The 15544-nt window shown below is 36.5% G+C and carries 16 protein-coding genes; all 16 read right to left on the bottom strand.

The window, feature by feature from the left end:
* Position 1: 1 nt before the first annotated feature.
* The 16 genes from MKY26_RS04385 to MKY26_RS04310 all read right to left on the bottom strand — a co-directional run bounded on the left by MKY26_RS04385 (position 2) and on the right by MKY26_RS04310 (position 15540).
* A complete protein-coding gene (locus tag MKY26_RS04385; protein WP_095369511.1) occupies positions 2-2005 on the bottom strand; it encodes a chemotaxis protein CheA in 2004 nt (667 codons plus the stop codon).
* Between the two features lie 15 nt (positions 2006-2020).
* The gene (locus MKY26_RS04380) at positions 2021-3106 is read right to left on the bottom strand and encodes a protein-glutamate methylesterase/protein-glutamine glutaminase (RefSeq protein ID WP_341092208.1); all 1086 of its coding nucleotides are present in this window, start codon (positions 3104-3106) and stop codon (positions 2021-2023) included.
* On the bottom strand, positions 3106-3978 hold the full coding sequence (locus tag MKY26_RS04375) for a MinD/ParA family protein (protein ID WP_341092205.1): 873 nt from the start codon (positions 3976-3978) through the stop codon (positions 3106-3108). Before MKY26_RS04375 ends, MKY26_RS04380 begins: the two co-directional genes overlap by 1 nt.
* Positions 3971-5101, bottom strand: coding sequence for a flagellar biosynthesis protein FlhF (gene flhF / locus MKY26_RS04370; RefSeq protein WP_341092203.1), 1131 nt, complete (start codon positions 5099-5101; stop codon positions 3971-3973). Before flhF ends, MKY26_RS04375 begins: the two co-directional genes overlap by 8 nt.
* Entirely contained in the window at positions 5101-7134 is a 2034-nt protein-coding gene (gene flhA, locus MKY26_RS04365; RefSeq protein WP_095369514.1) for a flagellar biosynthesis protein FlhA, read from the bottom strand. The genes flhF and flhA overlap by 1 nt, the downstream gene beginning before the upstream one ends.
* Before the next feature lie 73 nt (positions 7135-7207).
* Positions 7208-8293: a flagellar biosynthesis protein FlhB gene (gene flhB, locus MKY26_RS04360; protein ID WP_095369515.1), complete on the bottom strand. Its 1086-nt coding sequence runs from the start codon at positions 8291-8293 to the stop codon at positions 7208-7210.
* A gap of 4 nt (positions 8294-8297) precedes the next feature.
* Entirely contained in the window at positions 8298-9074 is a 777-nt protein-coding gene (fliR, locus tag MKY26_RS04355) for a flagellar biosynthetic protein FliR (RefSeq protein WP_095369516.1), read from the bottom strand.
* Between the two features lie 7 nt (positions 9075-9081).
* Positions 9082-9351, bottom strand: a complete 270-nt coding sequence (gene fliQ, locus MKY26_RS04350) for a flagellar biosynthesis protein FliQ (protein ID WP_095369517.1) — start codon at positions 9349-9351, stop codon at positions 9082-9084.
* Positions 9352-9370: 19 nt separating this feature from the next.
* On the bottom strand, positions 9371-10036 hold the full coding sequence (gene fliP / locus MKY26_RS04345) for a flagellar type III secretion system pore protein FliP (RefSeq protein WP_095369518.1): 666 nt from the start codon (positions 10034-10036) through the stop codon (positions 9371-9373).
* On the bottom strand, positions 10029-10703 hold the full coding sequence (locus MKY26_RS04340; protein WP_322909233.1) for a flagellar biosynthetic protein FliO: 675 nt from the start codon (positions 10701-10703) through the stop codon (positions 10029-10031). The genes fliP and MKY26_RS04340 overlap by 8 nt, the downstream gene beginning before the upstream one ends.
* A 20-nt stretch (positions 10704-10723) precedes the next feature.
* The gene (locus tag MKY26_RS04335; RefSeq protein WP_095369520.1) at positions 10724-11089 is read right to left on the bottom strand and encodes a response regulator; all 366 of its coding nucleotides are present in this window, start codon (positions 11087-11089) and stop codon (positions 10724-10726) included.
* Between the two features lie 17 nt (positions 11090-11106).
* Positions 11107-12321 (bottom strand): flagellar motor switch phosphatase FliY, encoded by a 1215-nt coding sequence (gene fliY, locus MKY26_RS04330; protein WP_341092201.1) that lies wholly within the window; start codon positions 12319-12321, stop codon positions 11107-11109.
* On the bottom strand, positions 12314-13309 hold the full coding sequence (fliM, locus tag MKY26_RS04325; protein WP_095369522.1) for a flagellar motor switch protein FliM: 996 nt from the start codon (positions 13307-13309) through the stop codon (positions 12314-12316). Before fliM ends, fliY begins: the two co-directional genes overlap by 8 nt.
* A 69-nt stretch (positions 13310-13378) precedes the next feature.
* Complete coding sequence (gene fliL / locus MKY26_RS04320) at positions 13379-13792, bottom strand: flagellar basal body-associated protein FliL (RefSeq protein ID WP_095369523.1); 414 nt, start codon at positions 13790-13792, stop codon at positions 13379-13381.
* Positions 13785-14009 carry a flagellar FlbD family protein gene (locus tag MKY26_RS04315; protein WP_095369524.1) on the bottom strand — a complete coding sequence of 75 codons (225 nt, stop codon included), beginning with the start codon at positions 14007-14009 and terminating at the stop codon, positions 13785-13787. The genes fliL and MKY26_RS04315 overlap by 8 nt, the downstream gene beginning before the upstream one ends.
* 43 nt (positions 14010-14052) lie before the next feature.
* Entirely contained in the window at positions 14053-15540 is a 1488-nt protein-coding gene (locus MKY26_RS04310) for a flagellar hook protein FlgE (protein WP_416337081.1), read from the bottom strand.
* Positions 15541-15544: the final 4 nt, after the last annotated feature.

Genomic DNA, 15544 nt, shown 5'->3' with positions numbered 1-15544 from the left:
ATTATTTTATCAACTCATTACAATCAATAATTAGCGCTACTTGTCCATCGCCTAATATTGTCGCACCCGATATGGCAAAAACATTCGTTAAATAATCACCTAATGATTTTAGTACAATCTCTTGTTGCCCGATAAAAGAACTCACGATTAATGCAGCCAGCTTTTCTCCTTTTCGAACGATAACAACTGAAAGCGTCTCTGGTGTTTCTTCACTTTCATCATTCACTTCAAAAATAGATTGTAAAGAAACGAGCGGAACGACTTTACCTCTAAAATCGATTACTTGCTGATTATGTGTTTTCATAATGTCAGCTTTTTTTATAATTGCTGTTTCAATAATGGAGGATAAAGGAATAGCATACTTTTCATTTTCTACTTCTACTAACATAGCGGAAATAATTGAAAGGGTTAAAGGTAATTGAATGGAGAAGGTTGAGCCGTTTCCTTCATTAGACTGAATCGTAACATATCCACCTAATGATTCAATTGTACTTTTAACAACATCTAAACCGACGCCTCTGCCCGAAACATCGGAAATTTCCTTAGCTGTAGAAAAGCCTGATGAAAAAATAAGCTGATAAATATCTTGATCTTCCATAGAAGCGATCTCTTCTTCTTTAATAATCCCTTTGGAAATGGCTTTTCGACACACATTGTCCTTATTTATTCCTGCCCCATCATCCGTTATTTCTATGAAAATATGATTTCCACTATGATAAGCCTTCAAGATAATTGTTCCTTGTTGTGACTTACCTTTCGCTAAACGCTCTTCGGGCTTTTCAATTCCATGGTCCATTGCATTTCTAATCAAATGAACGAGTGGATCACCAATCTCATCAATGACTGTTCGATCTAATTCCGTTTGGGCACCAATAATCTCTAGGTTGACAGACTTATGTAAATCTTTCGCTAGTTGTCTTACCATTTTAGGAAAACGATTGAAGACTGTATCAATTGGAACCATCCTCATATTGAGAATTATATTTTGCAAATCTCCGGAAATACGAGACATATGTTCAACGGTTTCTTGTAACCCTTGATGGTCTAAATCTTGAGAAATTTGTAGTAGACGTCCTCTATCTATCACCAATTCCTCAAATAAATTCATCAAGATATCTAGTCGTTCTATGTTTACCCTAATCGTTTTCGTTGCATGTTTGCTCTGCTGTTTGAATGATGAAGTCTGTTGCTGTGCTACTTCAACCTCTTTTTCTGTAGGCAATACCACTTGTTCTACAGCTACCGCCGCTTCTTCACTTGCCTGAGACAAATCTATCGCTATGATTTCGACAGCGTCGATTTCAGATATTTTCAACAGCTCCATTTCAATCTCTTCTTTTGTGTTAGAGGAGAGAATAGTTACTGTAAACTCAAAGTCAAATTGTTCCTCTTCAAGAGCAGTTGCCTGAGGGTGCGATTTAATGATTTCTCCATTTTTCTCTAGTGTTTCAAAAACCATAAATACTCGAACTGCTTTTAATAAACAATCTTTATGTAATTGCACCGTCACTTCATAGGGGTGATAATCGGTACCTTTTGATTGACTTAATACAGTCCATTCATAATCATCGTAGGTCAGCTTCCCAAATTGCATAGTTTCCGGTGCATTTACATTCTCAAGCTGTTCTTTGCCATCCAAGCTCTGCAATTGTTTCACTACAGTCTCTACATTCAATTGTCCATTGCCTCCACTGGCAATAGATTCTACCATTTCTTCTAAGTAATCAGCTGCTAAAAATAATACATCAAGTACTTGTGAAGATACAGCTAGTTTCTCATTACGAATAAGATCTAACACGTTCTCCATTTGGTGAGTTAATTGGGCTAAATCATTAAACTCCATCGTAGCTGACATGCCTTTTAAAGTATGAGCAGAGCGAAAAATTTCATTAACAATGAATAAATCCTCTGGACTTTGCTCTAATTTAAGCAGCAAATCATTACAATTTTGTAGATGTTCTTTACTTTCTTCAATAAAAAGATCTAAATATTGGTTCATTTCCATCTAAGGACACCTCCATTAAACATACTTCAAGATTGTAGATGAGACATTTTGTAACTCTACTACTTCATCAGCTAATCCATTATCAACTATCGCTTTTGGCATCCCGTAAACGATGGCTGTTTCTTTCGATTCGGCAATAATGGTTGTTTTCGTTTTCTCTTTTAACTTTTGTGCTCCCTTTTTTCCATCTACGCCCATTCCGGTCAATACGACAGCTACTTGTCTATAGCCCTGCAATTCACTAAATGAAGCAAACAGCATATCAGCAGATGGACAATGCCCCACTTTTTTCTCCGGTGGTAATAAATGAGCGAAAAGAAAACTGCCTTTTTGATTTATAGTAAAATGTAAGCCGCCTTTAGCAATATAAGCAACACCTTTCTCCAACTTTTCTCCATCTTCTACTTCTTTCACCGTAATATGAGTCATTTGATTCAATCGGTTTGCTAAAGAATGGGTGAAATACGGTGGCATATGTTGGACAATCAGCATTGTTGCATTTATATCCTGCGGAAAACTTTGTAAAATAGATTGAATGGCTCGTGGCCCTCCTGTTGATGCAGCAATTGTAACGAGTAAAGGTTTTTTCTCTTTTAATACTAAATGCTCACCCTTTAGTTCTATATTACTATAATCGGCAGATGTTTTTATGTTTTTGTGAGGTTGTTTTATAGGACTAATTAACGATTTCATGTTTGTTTGTCGTGCTATTTTCACTTTTTCTATTAAATCATGTTTGATTTTATATAAATCTAAGGAAATCGGACCCGATGGCTTTTCTATAAAATCAAATGCGCCATATTTAAATGCTAGTATCGTATGATCTGTACTTACTTTCGCGGCACTAGATAACATGATAACTGGTAGAGGTTTATTTGCCATTATTTTTTTCAGCGCCTCAAGTCCATTCATAATTGGCATTTCAATATCTAGTGTAACGACATCAGGCTGTTTTTGAATCACTTCACGTACGCCCTCTTCACCATTTCTCGCTACACCTATTACTTCTATTAGTGGATCTCCAGATAAAAAATCGGTAATTAGCTTTCTCATAAATGCTGAGTCATCAATTACAACTACCTTTATCTTATTCACACCCATCACCTCCTACTTAAAAGCAAATGTTTTAAACGCTGGATAAAAGAAGTACCGCTTCCTTGTTCCATTCTTTCTATTTCATTTAATAATTGAGAAGTAATGAGTGCTAATTGTTTAGCAGCTTGTCCCTGTCGATCCAATTGGACAAAAGGGACTTGGTGTTGAACGGCTTTTTTCACTTTTTTATCTTCAAACACACATCCTAAATATACAATTTCCAATTGTAAGAACTTCTTTACTACTGCCGAAATACGCTCGTATGCTTCACCAGCTTGCTGTATGTCATCGACGCGATTCATAATCATTGAAAATTGAATATCCGACTGATTTCGGGCAATTTGTTTTATCGCACCATAAGCATCCATTATAGCTGGAGGCTCTGGTGTTGTAACAACAATCACTTCTTTAGAAGATGAAATAAATGAAACAGCTTCCAAACTCATCCCTGCTCCCATATCTAAAATGATGAAATCATATGTCCTTAAAACGACACTTAAATCATCAAGGAAGTTATCCACCTTTTGTTTATCCAGTTGCAATATATTTGAGAGTCCTGAACCACCGGCAATCATATCAATACCTAATGGCCCCTTTTCTATTAACTCATTAAATGAGCGCTTTTCATGAAAATAATCAGCTAAAGTAAATGGAAAAGAACGACCGATTAGAATATCTTGATTCCCCATACCTATATCCATGTCAATTAACAAGACTTTCTTCTGTTGCTCTTTCAATAAAATGGAAAGATTCAAGGATATATTTGACTTCCCCACGCCCCCTTTACCACTAATCACAGAGATGACACGACCTTCTTGATCGTTAAAGGGTTGATTATTCCTTAAATGATCACGTAGTTTAGCTGCTTGATCATACATAAGCCGAATCCTTTTTGAGAACGATATTCAAAAATTTTTCCTTTGTCATCTCTTTCAAGTCTTCGGGTACTTCTTGTCCATTTGTCATATAAGCAATCCCTTTTTGAAAACGAAGCACCATTTCTCCTACTGCATTAAGGTTGCTCGTTTCATCTATTTTAGTAAATAGGAAACGGTCAATGTCCATTCTGGTAAATTGCTCATATATCTCTTTCATATCTTCTACTTTTGCAGTAAGTGACAGCACCAGGAACGTCTCAGTCGGAAAATCAGTGGCTTTTGTTACAGAGGAAAGCTCCTTTATATTTTCCTCGAGACGATAATTCCTTCCTGCTGTATCTATAAATATCACATCGTAATGAGCAAACTTTTCTACTGCCTGCTGATAATCTTCGGCAGAAAAGCAAACCTCTAGAGGTGCATGGAAAATATCAGCATATGTCCTTAATTGCTCAATAGCAGCAATACGATACGTATCAGTTGTAATAAATGCTACCTGTTTCTTATGTTTTAATACCGCTTCAGCAGCCAGTTTAGCAATGGTAGTTGTTTTCCCAACCCCTGTTGGACCTACCAGTTTAATTAATTTATTGTTAAAAGTAATACCGCCAAATGAAATACCTTCTAGTTTACTAGTCAGATATTCTTCTATCCATTCTGTCACCTTGCTATCACGTAATTGCTCTGATTCTTTATACCATCTCGATAATAGATGGTCTGTCATCTCATTGATAAGAAATGCTGGCAATTCCATATTGTGTAATCGTTCAATCATTGTTTTAACATCTGTTGGCACGGTTTCAGTTTGCCTATGTAAATTGTTTCGCTTTTCTTTCATTAGCCCTTTCACTTCATTCAACTGCGTAATAATTTGTTGCATATTCTCTAACTCACTTGAAGAAGTCTGCGTTTGAAAGGCTGGTGGTTGATCAGATTTCTGCTGCTTTGCCTCAGGGTCGACACCTGCCATAATCTCTAGTTGCTCCTTTTTAAAGAGACCGAGAAATCCCGTTGCTTTTTTAGTTTTTTTCGTTTGTAAAATCATGGCATCTGGTCCTAAATCTTTACGTATTTTCTCTAATCCTTCTGCCATTGTATTAACAGTAAATTTTTTCACTTTCATTATAGATTCACCACTCCAACGCTTTGTACTTCTGCATTAGCTTCTATCTCATTGTAAGAGAGAATAGGCACTTGAGGAAAATACCTTTCCGTCAATTGTCTTACATATAAACGAACAGCAGGTGAACATAAGACCACTGGTGTATGATTCAACATAGAGCTTTGTTCGATTTGGTTTGCCAGAGACTCTAAAATCGTTTGTGTTTGTGTCGGATCTACCGATAAAAAACGCCCCTGTTCTGTTTGTTGAATCCCATCAGCAATAATCTTTTCTACTTTTCCAGATAAAGTAATCACTTTTAACGATTCACCTTCATCATGAAATTGATCAGTGATTTGTCTAGCAAGTGCTTGACGAACATACTCCGTTAATAAATCTGTATCAGTTGTCGATCTAACAGTATCTGCTAAACTTTCAAATATCACTGGTAGATTCTTAATAGAGATGTTTTCTCTAAGTAATTTCGCCAGCACTTTTTGAATATCTCCCGTTGTTAAAGGCGTCGGTGTGACTTCTTCCACCAAAATAGGATAACTTGATTGTAAATGATCGATTAATTGCTTCGTTTCTTGACGACCTATTAACTCATGAGCATTATTTTTGATCACTTCAGTTAAATGAGTGGACACAACTGAGGGGGGATCAACAACGGTATAACCGTAAATTTCAGCTTGCTCTTTCGTGTCTTCATTAATCCATTTAGCTGGTAAACCAAATGAGGGTTCGATTGTATCAATTCCTTCAATAGAATCTTCCTCGACACCTGGACTCATGGCTAGATAATGATCTAACAAAAGCTCCCCTTTGGCCATAACATTCCCTTTTATTTTGAGTCGATACTCATTAGGTTGTAATTGAATATTATCTCTAATGCGAACGACAGGGATGATAATTCCTAACTCTATGGCTAATTGCCTTCTAATCATAACGATTCGATCAAGTAAATCGCCACCTTGATTCCCATCTGCTAATGGGATAAGCCCGTAGCCAAATTCAAATTCTATCGGATCCACATTTAATAGATTAATCACACTCTCAGGGCTTTTCATTTCATCTGTTTGCACTTCTTCTTCAATTTCTTGTAATTGCTCTTTGTCAGGTGCTGGTGTTTTAGAAATAAAATACCCGCCTGCTATTAACAAACCTGCGATAGGAAGTGTTAATAACAAGCCAATCGGTGTAAACACACCTAAGAAAAGAATAGTCGCGCCGGCAATATAGAGCATTTTAGGATATGAAAATAATTGCCCAGTTATATCTGATCCAATATTCCCCTCTGAAGCTGATCTAGTGACAACTAAACCAGTAGCAGTAGACATTAGAAGAGCTGGTATTTGGCTCACTAACCCATCACCAATTGTTAACATAGAAAAATGAGTGGCAGCTTCTCCTATTGGTAAACCTAATTGCGTGACACCAATGATTATTCCAACGATTAGATTAATTAATGTAATAATAATAGACGCAATGGCATCGCCTTTTACAAATTTACTCGCACCATCCATCGCTCCATAGAAATCTGCTTCCCGCCCGATTTTTTCACGACGATTTCTAGCATCTTGTTCAGAGATCATCCCAGCATTTAAATCTGCATCAATACTCATTTGCTTTCCAGGCATTGCATCCAAAGTAAATCTTGCTGCAACCTCAGATACACGCTCAGTCCCTTTTGTAATAACAATAAACTGAACGATTACGAGAATGATGAACACAACTAAACCGACGATTACGTTACCTCCAGTAACAAAGGAACCAAACGTTTCAACAACTTTTCCCGCATCACCTTCGGAAAGGATGGCACGCATCGTAGAGACATTCAACCCGATGCGAAATAAAGTCATTAAAAGAACAAGCGATGGAAATATAGAAAATTCCAGTGCTTCCTTCATACTCATGGCCATGAGTAAAACCATAAGTGCGAGCGCCATATTAATGATAATTAAAATACTTAATAGCCAATGGGGAAAAGGAATGATGAGCATAGCAACAATTAGAATAACGCTCAACAACACCGATAAATCTTTTACAGCCATCTGATTCTCTCCTAACGATATATAAAACAATCTATCTCTCCATCTTTTGATAGATGGTTATTTTTAATAGTTATCATTTCTCCAATTGGTTTTTCACTTTATATACATAAGCTAAAACTTCAGCAACCGCTTTAAAAAACTCTTCAGGTATACTCTCGCCAATATCAACTTGATCATAAAGACCTCTAGCAAGCGGTCTATTCTCTACCATGATTACTTTATGTTCATTAGCGATTAATTTTATTTTCTGTGCGACATGGTCTACCCCTTTAGCTGTAAGAATTGGTGCGTCTGCTTTCGACTCATCATATTTCAAACAGATAGCATAGTGAGTGGGGTTGGTAATGATGACATCTGCTTTTGGCACTTCTTGCATCATTCTTCTTGTCGCCATCTCCCTCTGCCTTTGCTTAATTTTAGATTTAATTAAAGGGTCTCCCTCCGAACTTTTATGTTCATCTTTTATATCTTGCTTTGACATTCGTAAATTCTTTTCATAATCATATTTTTGGTATAAATAATCTAATATTGCTAGAACCAATAACGCTAAGGAAGCAAATATCCCCATTTGGATGGTTAAATCAATGACTGTTTTCATTGCAGCCCCAATTGTTTTTTGTGAGAGAATGAGAATCTCGTCAATTCTTAACCACAAAATCGAAAACACAACGACGCCAATGATACTAATTTTAAGAATCGATTTTAACATTTCAACGATAGCACGGAGAGAAAAAATTCTCTTAAAGCCTTTAATCGGGTCTAACTTCTCAAGCTTCGGTTCAACTGGTTTTGTCGTAAATAACACGCCAACTTGTATATAATTAGCAATGATTCCTGCGATAAGGGCCACTACCATAATTGGACCTACAATCATAATTAGTTCTTTTAAGATGTCCAATAAAATCTTAAAAACAGATGCTTCCGTTACATCAAGTAATAAATATTCATTAAAAGAATGCTCAAGCATTGTGATGATGGAAGTTTGCAGAAAATCTGCGGCAAAGAAAAAGAACGTAAAAACAGCTAGTAACATAATAGCAGTATTTACATCTTGGCTTTTTGCAACTTGCCCCTTCTTACGATTATCTTGTTTCTTTTTCGGTGTTGCTTTCTCTGTCTTTTCTCCAGCAAAAAGCTGTAAATCGAGTGTGAGAAACATTTTTTTATGCCCCTCCCATCAAGTTCATCAAGCCTCGTAAGAAATACAACATTTCTTCAAACAGTTTTGAAACAACTAACATCATCACACCCATCATAATAAATAAGATGATGAAGCTTACACCAATTTTCAACGGTAACCCGACTACAAAAACATTTAGCTGAGGGAACGTTCGAGCGAGAATCCCTAATGCCACATCAACAAGAAATAAACAGCTGACAACGGGAATAGCCATTTGAAAGGCAATAACAAACATTCTACTAAAAGCTTTCACCATATATTCAGCCATATTAGCATTTCCAAACGCAATCCACGGTTGATCAAGTGGGACATATTGATAACTATAGAAGATTCCGTCTAATAATAAATGATGACCATTGACCGATAATAGAAATAGGAGTGAGATAATGTATAAAAATTGACCCGTTAGCGGACTTTGTGCACCAGTTTGTGGATCAATGACATTCGCTAGAGCAAAACCCATTTGAAAGTCGATAAAACCACCTGCAGTTTGAATCGCCGATAATAATAAATAAGCAAGAAAGCCGATAAACAAACCAACCAATGCTTCTTTAAGAATGAGAAAAATATACATATTGTCTATTTCAAGTAATGGTAAATCGAGTGTAAATACCATAATCCATGCAATAAAAAAGCCAAGCCCTATTTTCATTGTATTAGGAACATTCCTATATGAAAAAATCGGCATCATCACAAAAAATGAGGTAATTCTTACAAATACTAATAGGAAACTTGGAAAATAGTTGAATAATTCTTGCATAATAACTTTAACCTATATACCTTGTTAAATTAGAAAGAATATCACTCGTATAGCTAACCATATAATTTAACATCCATGGTCCAAAGACGACTATACCAACTAACACAGCGACAATCTTTGGCACAAATGCTAGCGTCTGTTCTTGAATTTGTGTTGTTGCTTGAAAGATACTCACAATTAAGCCGACCACTAAAGCTAGTAATAATAATGGTCCGCATACAATTAGTACTGCCATTATCCCCTGCTCGGCGATTGAAATTACGGTTTCCGAAGTCATTTCTCTAACATTCCCTTACTTAAAAACTTTGTAGTAGTGATTTCACTACTAAATACCAACCGTCAACTAACACGAACAATAAAATCTTAAAAGGTAATGAGATCATTACAGGTGGAAGCATCATCATTCCCATCGACATTAATACACTGGCTACGACCATATCAATGACTAGAAAAGGAATAAAAATCATAAAACCAATCTGGAAGGCTGTTTTAATTTCACTAATAGCAAATGCTGGCACTAGTGCTGTTAATGGAATCTCCTCGATAGAAGTAGGCTTTTCAGCTCCTGAATAATCTAGAAATAGCTGTAGATCCTTTTCTCTCGTATGAGCACTCATAAACTCTTTAAAGGGAAGGGAAGCTCTATCATATGCTTCCTCTAGATCAATTTCTTCATTGAATAGGGGTGATAATGCTTGTTCGTTAACCTCATGAAAAGTAGGCGCCATCACAAAAAAAGTTAAAAATAAGGCAAGTCCAATTATCACTTGATTGGGAGGCATAGATTGAGTAGCTAATGCCGTCCTTACGAAAGAGAGAACAATCACGATACGCGTAAAGCATGTCATTAATATTAAAATACTTGGCGCTAAAGAAAGTACTGTTAACATTAGTAACAGTTTAATAGATGTTGAAATATTATCGGGTGAACTGTTATTAAATATCTCCATTACTTCATTCATGTTCGTGTTTACCCTTCTTCAAATTTTCAAGTTGGTCGGAACGTTTTTTTTTCATATCTGCCAGTTGTTTACTAAGAATATCTTGAAAAGATTGGTTCTTAACTTGTTCACTTTCCGACTTCTTCATTATCTTGAAAGGTTGAGTAAGAAACTGTTTTGCTTGCAATGACTGGTCGCCTTGTTCTTCATAATTTTTTAATAAAGTATCCCGCTCTTCTTTATCAGCGACCTCACTGATGAGTTGTACATTTTCACCAACGCCTAGTATATACACTTTTTCACCTATTTTGACGACTTGCACCGAGCGATTTTGACCTAAGGCAGTCCCACCAAGGTGATTAACGACATTGGTTGATTTATAAGAGCGGCTCTTTTTATTAACAAACTTTAACAAGCCATATAACAAGCCAACCACAAACACTGTAGCAAAAATCATCTGAATAAAATCCCAAGCATTTAACCCGACTTCCGTAGTGTCTGCTGTTATTTCTTCTGAGTGTATATTTGGTTCAACCTCATTTTTCTCTGTGGATTTTTCCTCATCCTTCACCATTTCCTCAACACTTCTAGATTCAGCTGACGCAGTCACATGAAGTAACTGCGTCAAAAATAAGCAGGAAATGGCTAGTATACATATTCTTCCTATTACTTGTTTATACATGTTCATTACATCTCACTTCTTACGGCTTATTGATTCAATGTTTTTGAAATCGCCTCGATAACCCTATCTGCTTGAAATGGTTTAACAATAAAATCTTTAGCACCTGCTTGAATGGCATCGATCACCATCGCCTGCTGTCCCATAGCAGAACACATAATAATCTTAGCTTGACTATTAATTTTTTTGATTTCCTTTAATGCTGTGATTCCGTCCATTTCTGGCATGGTAATATCCATTGTAACTAAATCAGGCATTGTTTCTTTGTACTTTTCAACTGCTTGTAAACCATCTGCTGCCTCTCCTACAACCTCAAAACCATTTTTCACCAATATATCTTTAATCATCATTCTCATAAAAGCTGCATCATCGACAATTAATATTTTTTGAGACATTTTCTATTCCTCCTTGGTTACCTTAACTTTTTAAGACGATCTTGTTGACTGATTATTGAAGTGACCCTTACACCGAAGTTTTCATCTATTACAACCACTTCACCTTTTGCTATTAATCTACTATTTATTAAAATATCTACTGGTTCGCCTGCCAATTTATCTAATTCAATAATTGACCCTTGCGTCATATCTAAAATTTCTCTTACAGATCTTTTGGTACGTCCTAATTCGACTGTTAGCTGCAATGGTATATCTAAGAGCATATCCAAATTATTCGTTTGCTTTTCAGCTGGTTGTTGCGAACCAAACTCTAAAAAGTTGGCCGGCTGAATCTGCGCCTGTACCGCTTGTTTTTGCATTGGCTCAGTTGGTGGTTGATAATAATTAGGCTGACTATATGTATCAACATTTTCAGTAGAGCTATGAGGCGTATCACTCATTGATAAAGATGAGCTTGTCTCTTCCATCTGTGCAATCTCTTGCGGTTGTACATCACTTACTTTTTGTTGTTCCATTTCCTTGTCACTTTGTTCTTCAGCTGTTGTTTGTAATAACTCTTTCACTAAGCTTTTGGCAAAGTGATAAGGTAATACTTGCATAATATGAGAATCAATTAATTGACCAATGATGATGCGAAAAGAGATTTTCACTAGAGGATCTTCCCTAGGAATCGTTTCTGTCCCTTCACCTGTCGATAAATTCAGTATATCAATTGTCGGAGGAGATATATCCACCCTTTTCGCAAAAATAGTGGACATTGAAGTAGCAGCTGAGCCCATCATTTGATTCATTGCTTCTTGCACCGCACTTAAATGAATATCTCCCATGTCTGGTGATGGTTGACTTCCATCGCCACCAAGCATCAAATCGGCAATGATCGATGCATCATGTTGATTAATAACAAGAATATTCGTTCCCTTGAACCCTTCTGTATAATTCACCTTAATGGCAACATAAGGATGGGGGAATTCTTCAATTAATTTATCATATTCGATAACAGAAACAGAAGGAGTCGTTATTTCTACCTTCTGATTTAATAATGTAGACAAAGCTGTCGTCGAACTACCAAATGAAATATTACCTATTTCTCCAAGAGCATCTTGTTCAATAAGCGTTAGTTCTTGCCCTTTGTCTTGCTCTTCTGGAGCAGAACGAAAAAATGTTTCGTTCTCGTCTCCCGTTCCTTTTAACAATGCATCAATTTCATCTTGTGAAAGCATATCATTACTCATTTTCTTCTTCTCCTTTCACAAAATCCAAAATTTGTACAGCCATTTTTTTATGGACTTTCCCAGGTTGTCCTGTGAATTTTTGAATTTCGCCAACTTTAATCTGCATCGGTTCGTGAATGCCTTGATCCAATTCAATCACATCACCAATTGTTAAATCTAAGAAATCTTCAATACTAATATCCGTCGATCCTAATTCACATACAACGGGAATACTGGCCATCTCAATATTTTTTGTTAATCGTTCTATCTCTTCAGGCTCTCTGTTCTTTACATCTGATTCAATCCAATATCTTACTGATAACTTTGGCATAATGGCTTCTAATGCCACATGCGGGATACAAATGTTGATCATTCCACTTGCCTCGCCTATTGTGGCAGTGAGAGATATTACGACAACTGTTTCATTAGGTGAAACCATCTGCAAGAATTGGGGATTGACTTCAAAATCTGCATAACTTGGCTCGATGTCTATTACATTGCTCCAAGCCTCTTTCAAGAGAAGAAAAGCTTTCGAAAACGTATTAGACATAATCTTTGTTTCTATCTCTGTTAGGTTTTCTACTTTATTTAAGCTAGATCCTTTGCCACCCATCATGCGATCCATTAATGCGTATGCGATATTGGGATTTACTTCGATCAATATTTTTCCATCAAGTGGTGGAACATCGAAAACATTAAGGATTGTCATTTTAGGAACTGAACTAATAAACTCTTCATACGGAATTTGATCAGTAGATGTCACCGATATTTGCGCATAAGTTCTTAATTGTGCTGAAAAGTACGTTGTTAATAACCGAGCAAAATTTTCATGAATCCTTGTTATGCTTCTAATTTGATCTTTAGAGAACCTAAGAGCACGTTTAAAATCATATGTTTTAATTTTGCGCTCACTCTGTTCCTTTTTCAGTTGATCAGCGTCCATCTCTCCAGTTGAAAGGGCTGATAGAAGCGCATCTATTTCACTTTGCGATAAAACTTCTCCTGGCAAAAAAGTCACCTCCATATCTTTGAATTAAACTCTTATTTTTAAAAGATGAGTAATCTGTCAGCAATTATGTTATTGGAGGATTGATTCAGTTATATAGATTTTTTCAATTTTGCCCGATTCCATCAGGTCATTTATTTTTTTTGTTAAATTTTTCTGTAATAATAGTTGACCATCTTTACCTCTTAAATCATCTGCTTGCATTTCTGATAACTCTTGGATCATTAAGTTCTTCACTTGGAAATCTCTTTTCTCTAACTCTTCTTTCGCCTTTTTACTCTCCACTTGGATAGTAAAAGATATCCGTATATAATCGTCACTTGCTAGATTTGTCGTAATCTGGTCAATAGAGACAGTGCGTTCAAGAATATCATCAATAGAAGACTCGTTTGCATCCTTCGCAAATACATCCGTAAAGTAAAATAACGAACCACTAATTACTAGTAACAATGACAGAATTCCAACGATGAGCCATTTTTTATTCATCTTCACCGTTCTCCTCCCACATAGAATGAGCTTTAATCATACCAACAGCCTGGTAGAACTGCTGAATACTTTCCACTACTTCTAATTCATTTTCCTTCACAACATACTTTTTACCATTGGTAAGTGTGATTGTTGTATCAGGAAATGATTCGACTGTTTCGATATAAAACGCATTTAACCTAAACGATTGACCATTTAATCTCGATAATTTTATCAATTTATTGTAATAGGCAAACCAAAGCTTGCCTAAACCTCCCTTTTTAACGTTTCAAGTTAACTAGTTCTTGAAGAATCTCATCAGACGTCGTAATAATTCTTGTATTTGCTTGGAAGCCTCTTTGGGCAGTAATCATTTCAGTAAATTCTTCTGATAAATCAACATTAGACATTTCAAGTGATCCTGCTGCTAAGCTCCCTCTTCCGTCACCTGCCATACCAATATTAGCCACACCTGAGTTGGCAGAAGCTTGATAAAGGTTATTACCAGCTTTTGTTAACCCTGAGCTATTGCTAAATTTGGCTAAAGCGATCGTTCCAAGAATATCGATAAGACCATTTGAATAGACACCATTAATTTCACCAGATGCACCAATATTGAAGCTTTCCAGTTTCCCTTCCGTATAACCATCAGGAAATACATTGGCATTCGATGCTCCTTCTACTTGTGTAAGTGCAGAAAAATCAAGATTAACTAATAATTGACTTTCATCTTCATCCGTTGCCATATTATCTGTTACACCTGAAGGAACTGGTATTCTAATACCTTCTTTTAACGCATCAGCACCTACGATTTGTCCATTGGCATCAAAGCTTAATGTAAGATTATCCTCAGGTTGGGTTGGTGCCGTAACATTAAACGTCCAAGTACCATCTTCTTTCACATTTGATACATCAATTTGTAAGCCATGGGCGGATAAGACGCCATTCTTAACTTGAGACGCATTTACAGTTACATCACCATCAGGTGTTGAAATCGTATATACATCATCTTTTAACTCAACTTCCCAATCTCCTGTTTGTGTCCCCTTGTAACCTTCTGGATTTTTCACACTAATATTTCCAGCGTCTTCATCTGGATTTGTGATCGTACCAACAGAAGATGGTTTTGGCTCTTCATTAAAAAAGACACCCCAGCTATTGTCGCCCATCTTTTTAAAGTAAACAGTTGACGCATGGGCATTACCGTTGCTATCAATTGTTTTTATTTGTTGATTAAATACCGTTCCAATATTCGCATCTTTTGCTAGATTTCCTTGGACTGTGATTGATTCTGTTGTCACTGCAGGAAGGGTGGCATTCACATTTACAACCACATCACCTAATACACCGTTGCTATTATATGCCTGTACTTTTAACCCCTCACTATTCACTAGACTGCCATCATCATCCAAATAAAAATTACCTGCACGCGTATAATACTGGGCCCCACCTTGCTGAACGATAAAGTAACCATCTCCTTCAATGCCCAAATCCAATGCTCTACCGGTCGTTTGCATACTCGATCCAGAGTGAATAACATCGATCGTAGCCAAAGTAGACCCTAGGCCAACTTGTGTTGCATTTCGCCCACCACGTAATTCTGTCGGTGAGGATGGACCAGCCACCATTTGATTCATTGCATCTTTAAATGTGACTCTACTCTTCTTAAAACCGGCTGTATTAACATTGGCGATATTATTACCAATTACATCTAATTTTGTTTGAAAATTCTTCATTCCACTGATCCCTGAATACATTGAGCGTAGCATTGCA

This window comes from Cytobacillus sp. FSL R7-0680 (assembly GCF_038009245.1).
GTDB classification, from domain to species: domain Bacteria; phylum Bacillota; class Bacilli; order Bacillales; family Cytobacillaceae; genus Cytobacillus; species Cytobacillus kochii.
Note: the sequence above shows the minus strand (reverse complement) of the source record. Positions and strands in the feature narration are given on the sequence as shown.

Coding starts and splice junctions, on each gene's coding strand:
- flhF (WP_341092203.1), bottom strand. CDS start 5,101: ATGAAAGTGAAAAAATTTACTGTTAATACAATGGCAGAAGGATTAGAG.
- fliL (WP_095369523.1), bottom strand. CDS start 13,792: ATGAATAAAAAATGGCTCATCGTTGGAATTCTGTCATTGTTACTAGTA.
- MKY26_RS04375 (WP_341092205.1), bottom strand. CDS start 3,978: ATGTATGATCAAGCAGCTAAACTACGTGATCATTTAAGGAATAATCAA.
- MKY26_RS04310 (WP_416337081.1), bottom strand. CDS start 15,540: ATGCTACGCTCAATGTATTCAGGGATCAGTGGAATGAAGAATTTTCAA.
- MKY26_RS04380 (WP_341092208.1), bottom strand. CDS start 3,106: ATGGGTGTGAATAAGATAAAGGTAGTTGTAATTGATGACTCAGCATTT.
- flhB (WP_095369515.1), bottom strand. CDS start 8,293: ATGTTTCTCACACTCGATTTACAGCTTTTTGCTGGAGAAAAGACAGAG.
- MKY26_RS04335 (WP_095369520.1), bottom strand. CDS start 11,089: ATGTCTCAAAAAATATTAATTGTCGATGATGCAGCTTTTATGAGAATG.
- MKY26_RS04385 (WP_095369511.1), bottom strand. CDS start 2,005: ATGGAAATGAACCAATATTTAGATCTTTTTATTGAAGAAAGTAAAGAA.
- flhA (WP_095369514.1), bottom strand. CDS start 7,134: ATGGCTGTAAAAGATTTATCGGTGTTGTTGAGCGTTATTCTAATTGTT.
- fliY (WP_341092201.1), bottom strand. CDS start 12,321: ATGAGTAATGATATGCTTTCACAAGATGAAATTGATGCATTGTTAAAA.
- MKY26_RS04340 (WP_322909233.1), bottom strand. CDS start 10,703: ATGAACATGTATAAACAAGTAATAGGAAGAATATGTATACTAGCCATT.
- fliQ (WP_095369517.1), bottom strand. CDS start 9,351: ATGACTTCGGAAACCGTAATTTCAATCGCCGAGCAGGGGATAATGGCA.
- fliP (WP_095369518.1), bottom strand. CDS start 10,036: ATGAATGAAGTAATGGAGATATTTAATAACAGTTCACCCGATAATATT.
- fliR (WP_095369516.1), bottom strand. CDS start 9,074: ATGCAAGAATTATTCAACTATTTTCCAAGTTTCCTATTAGTATTTGTA.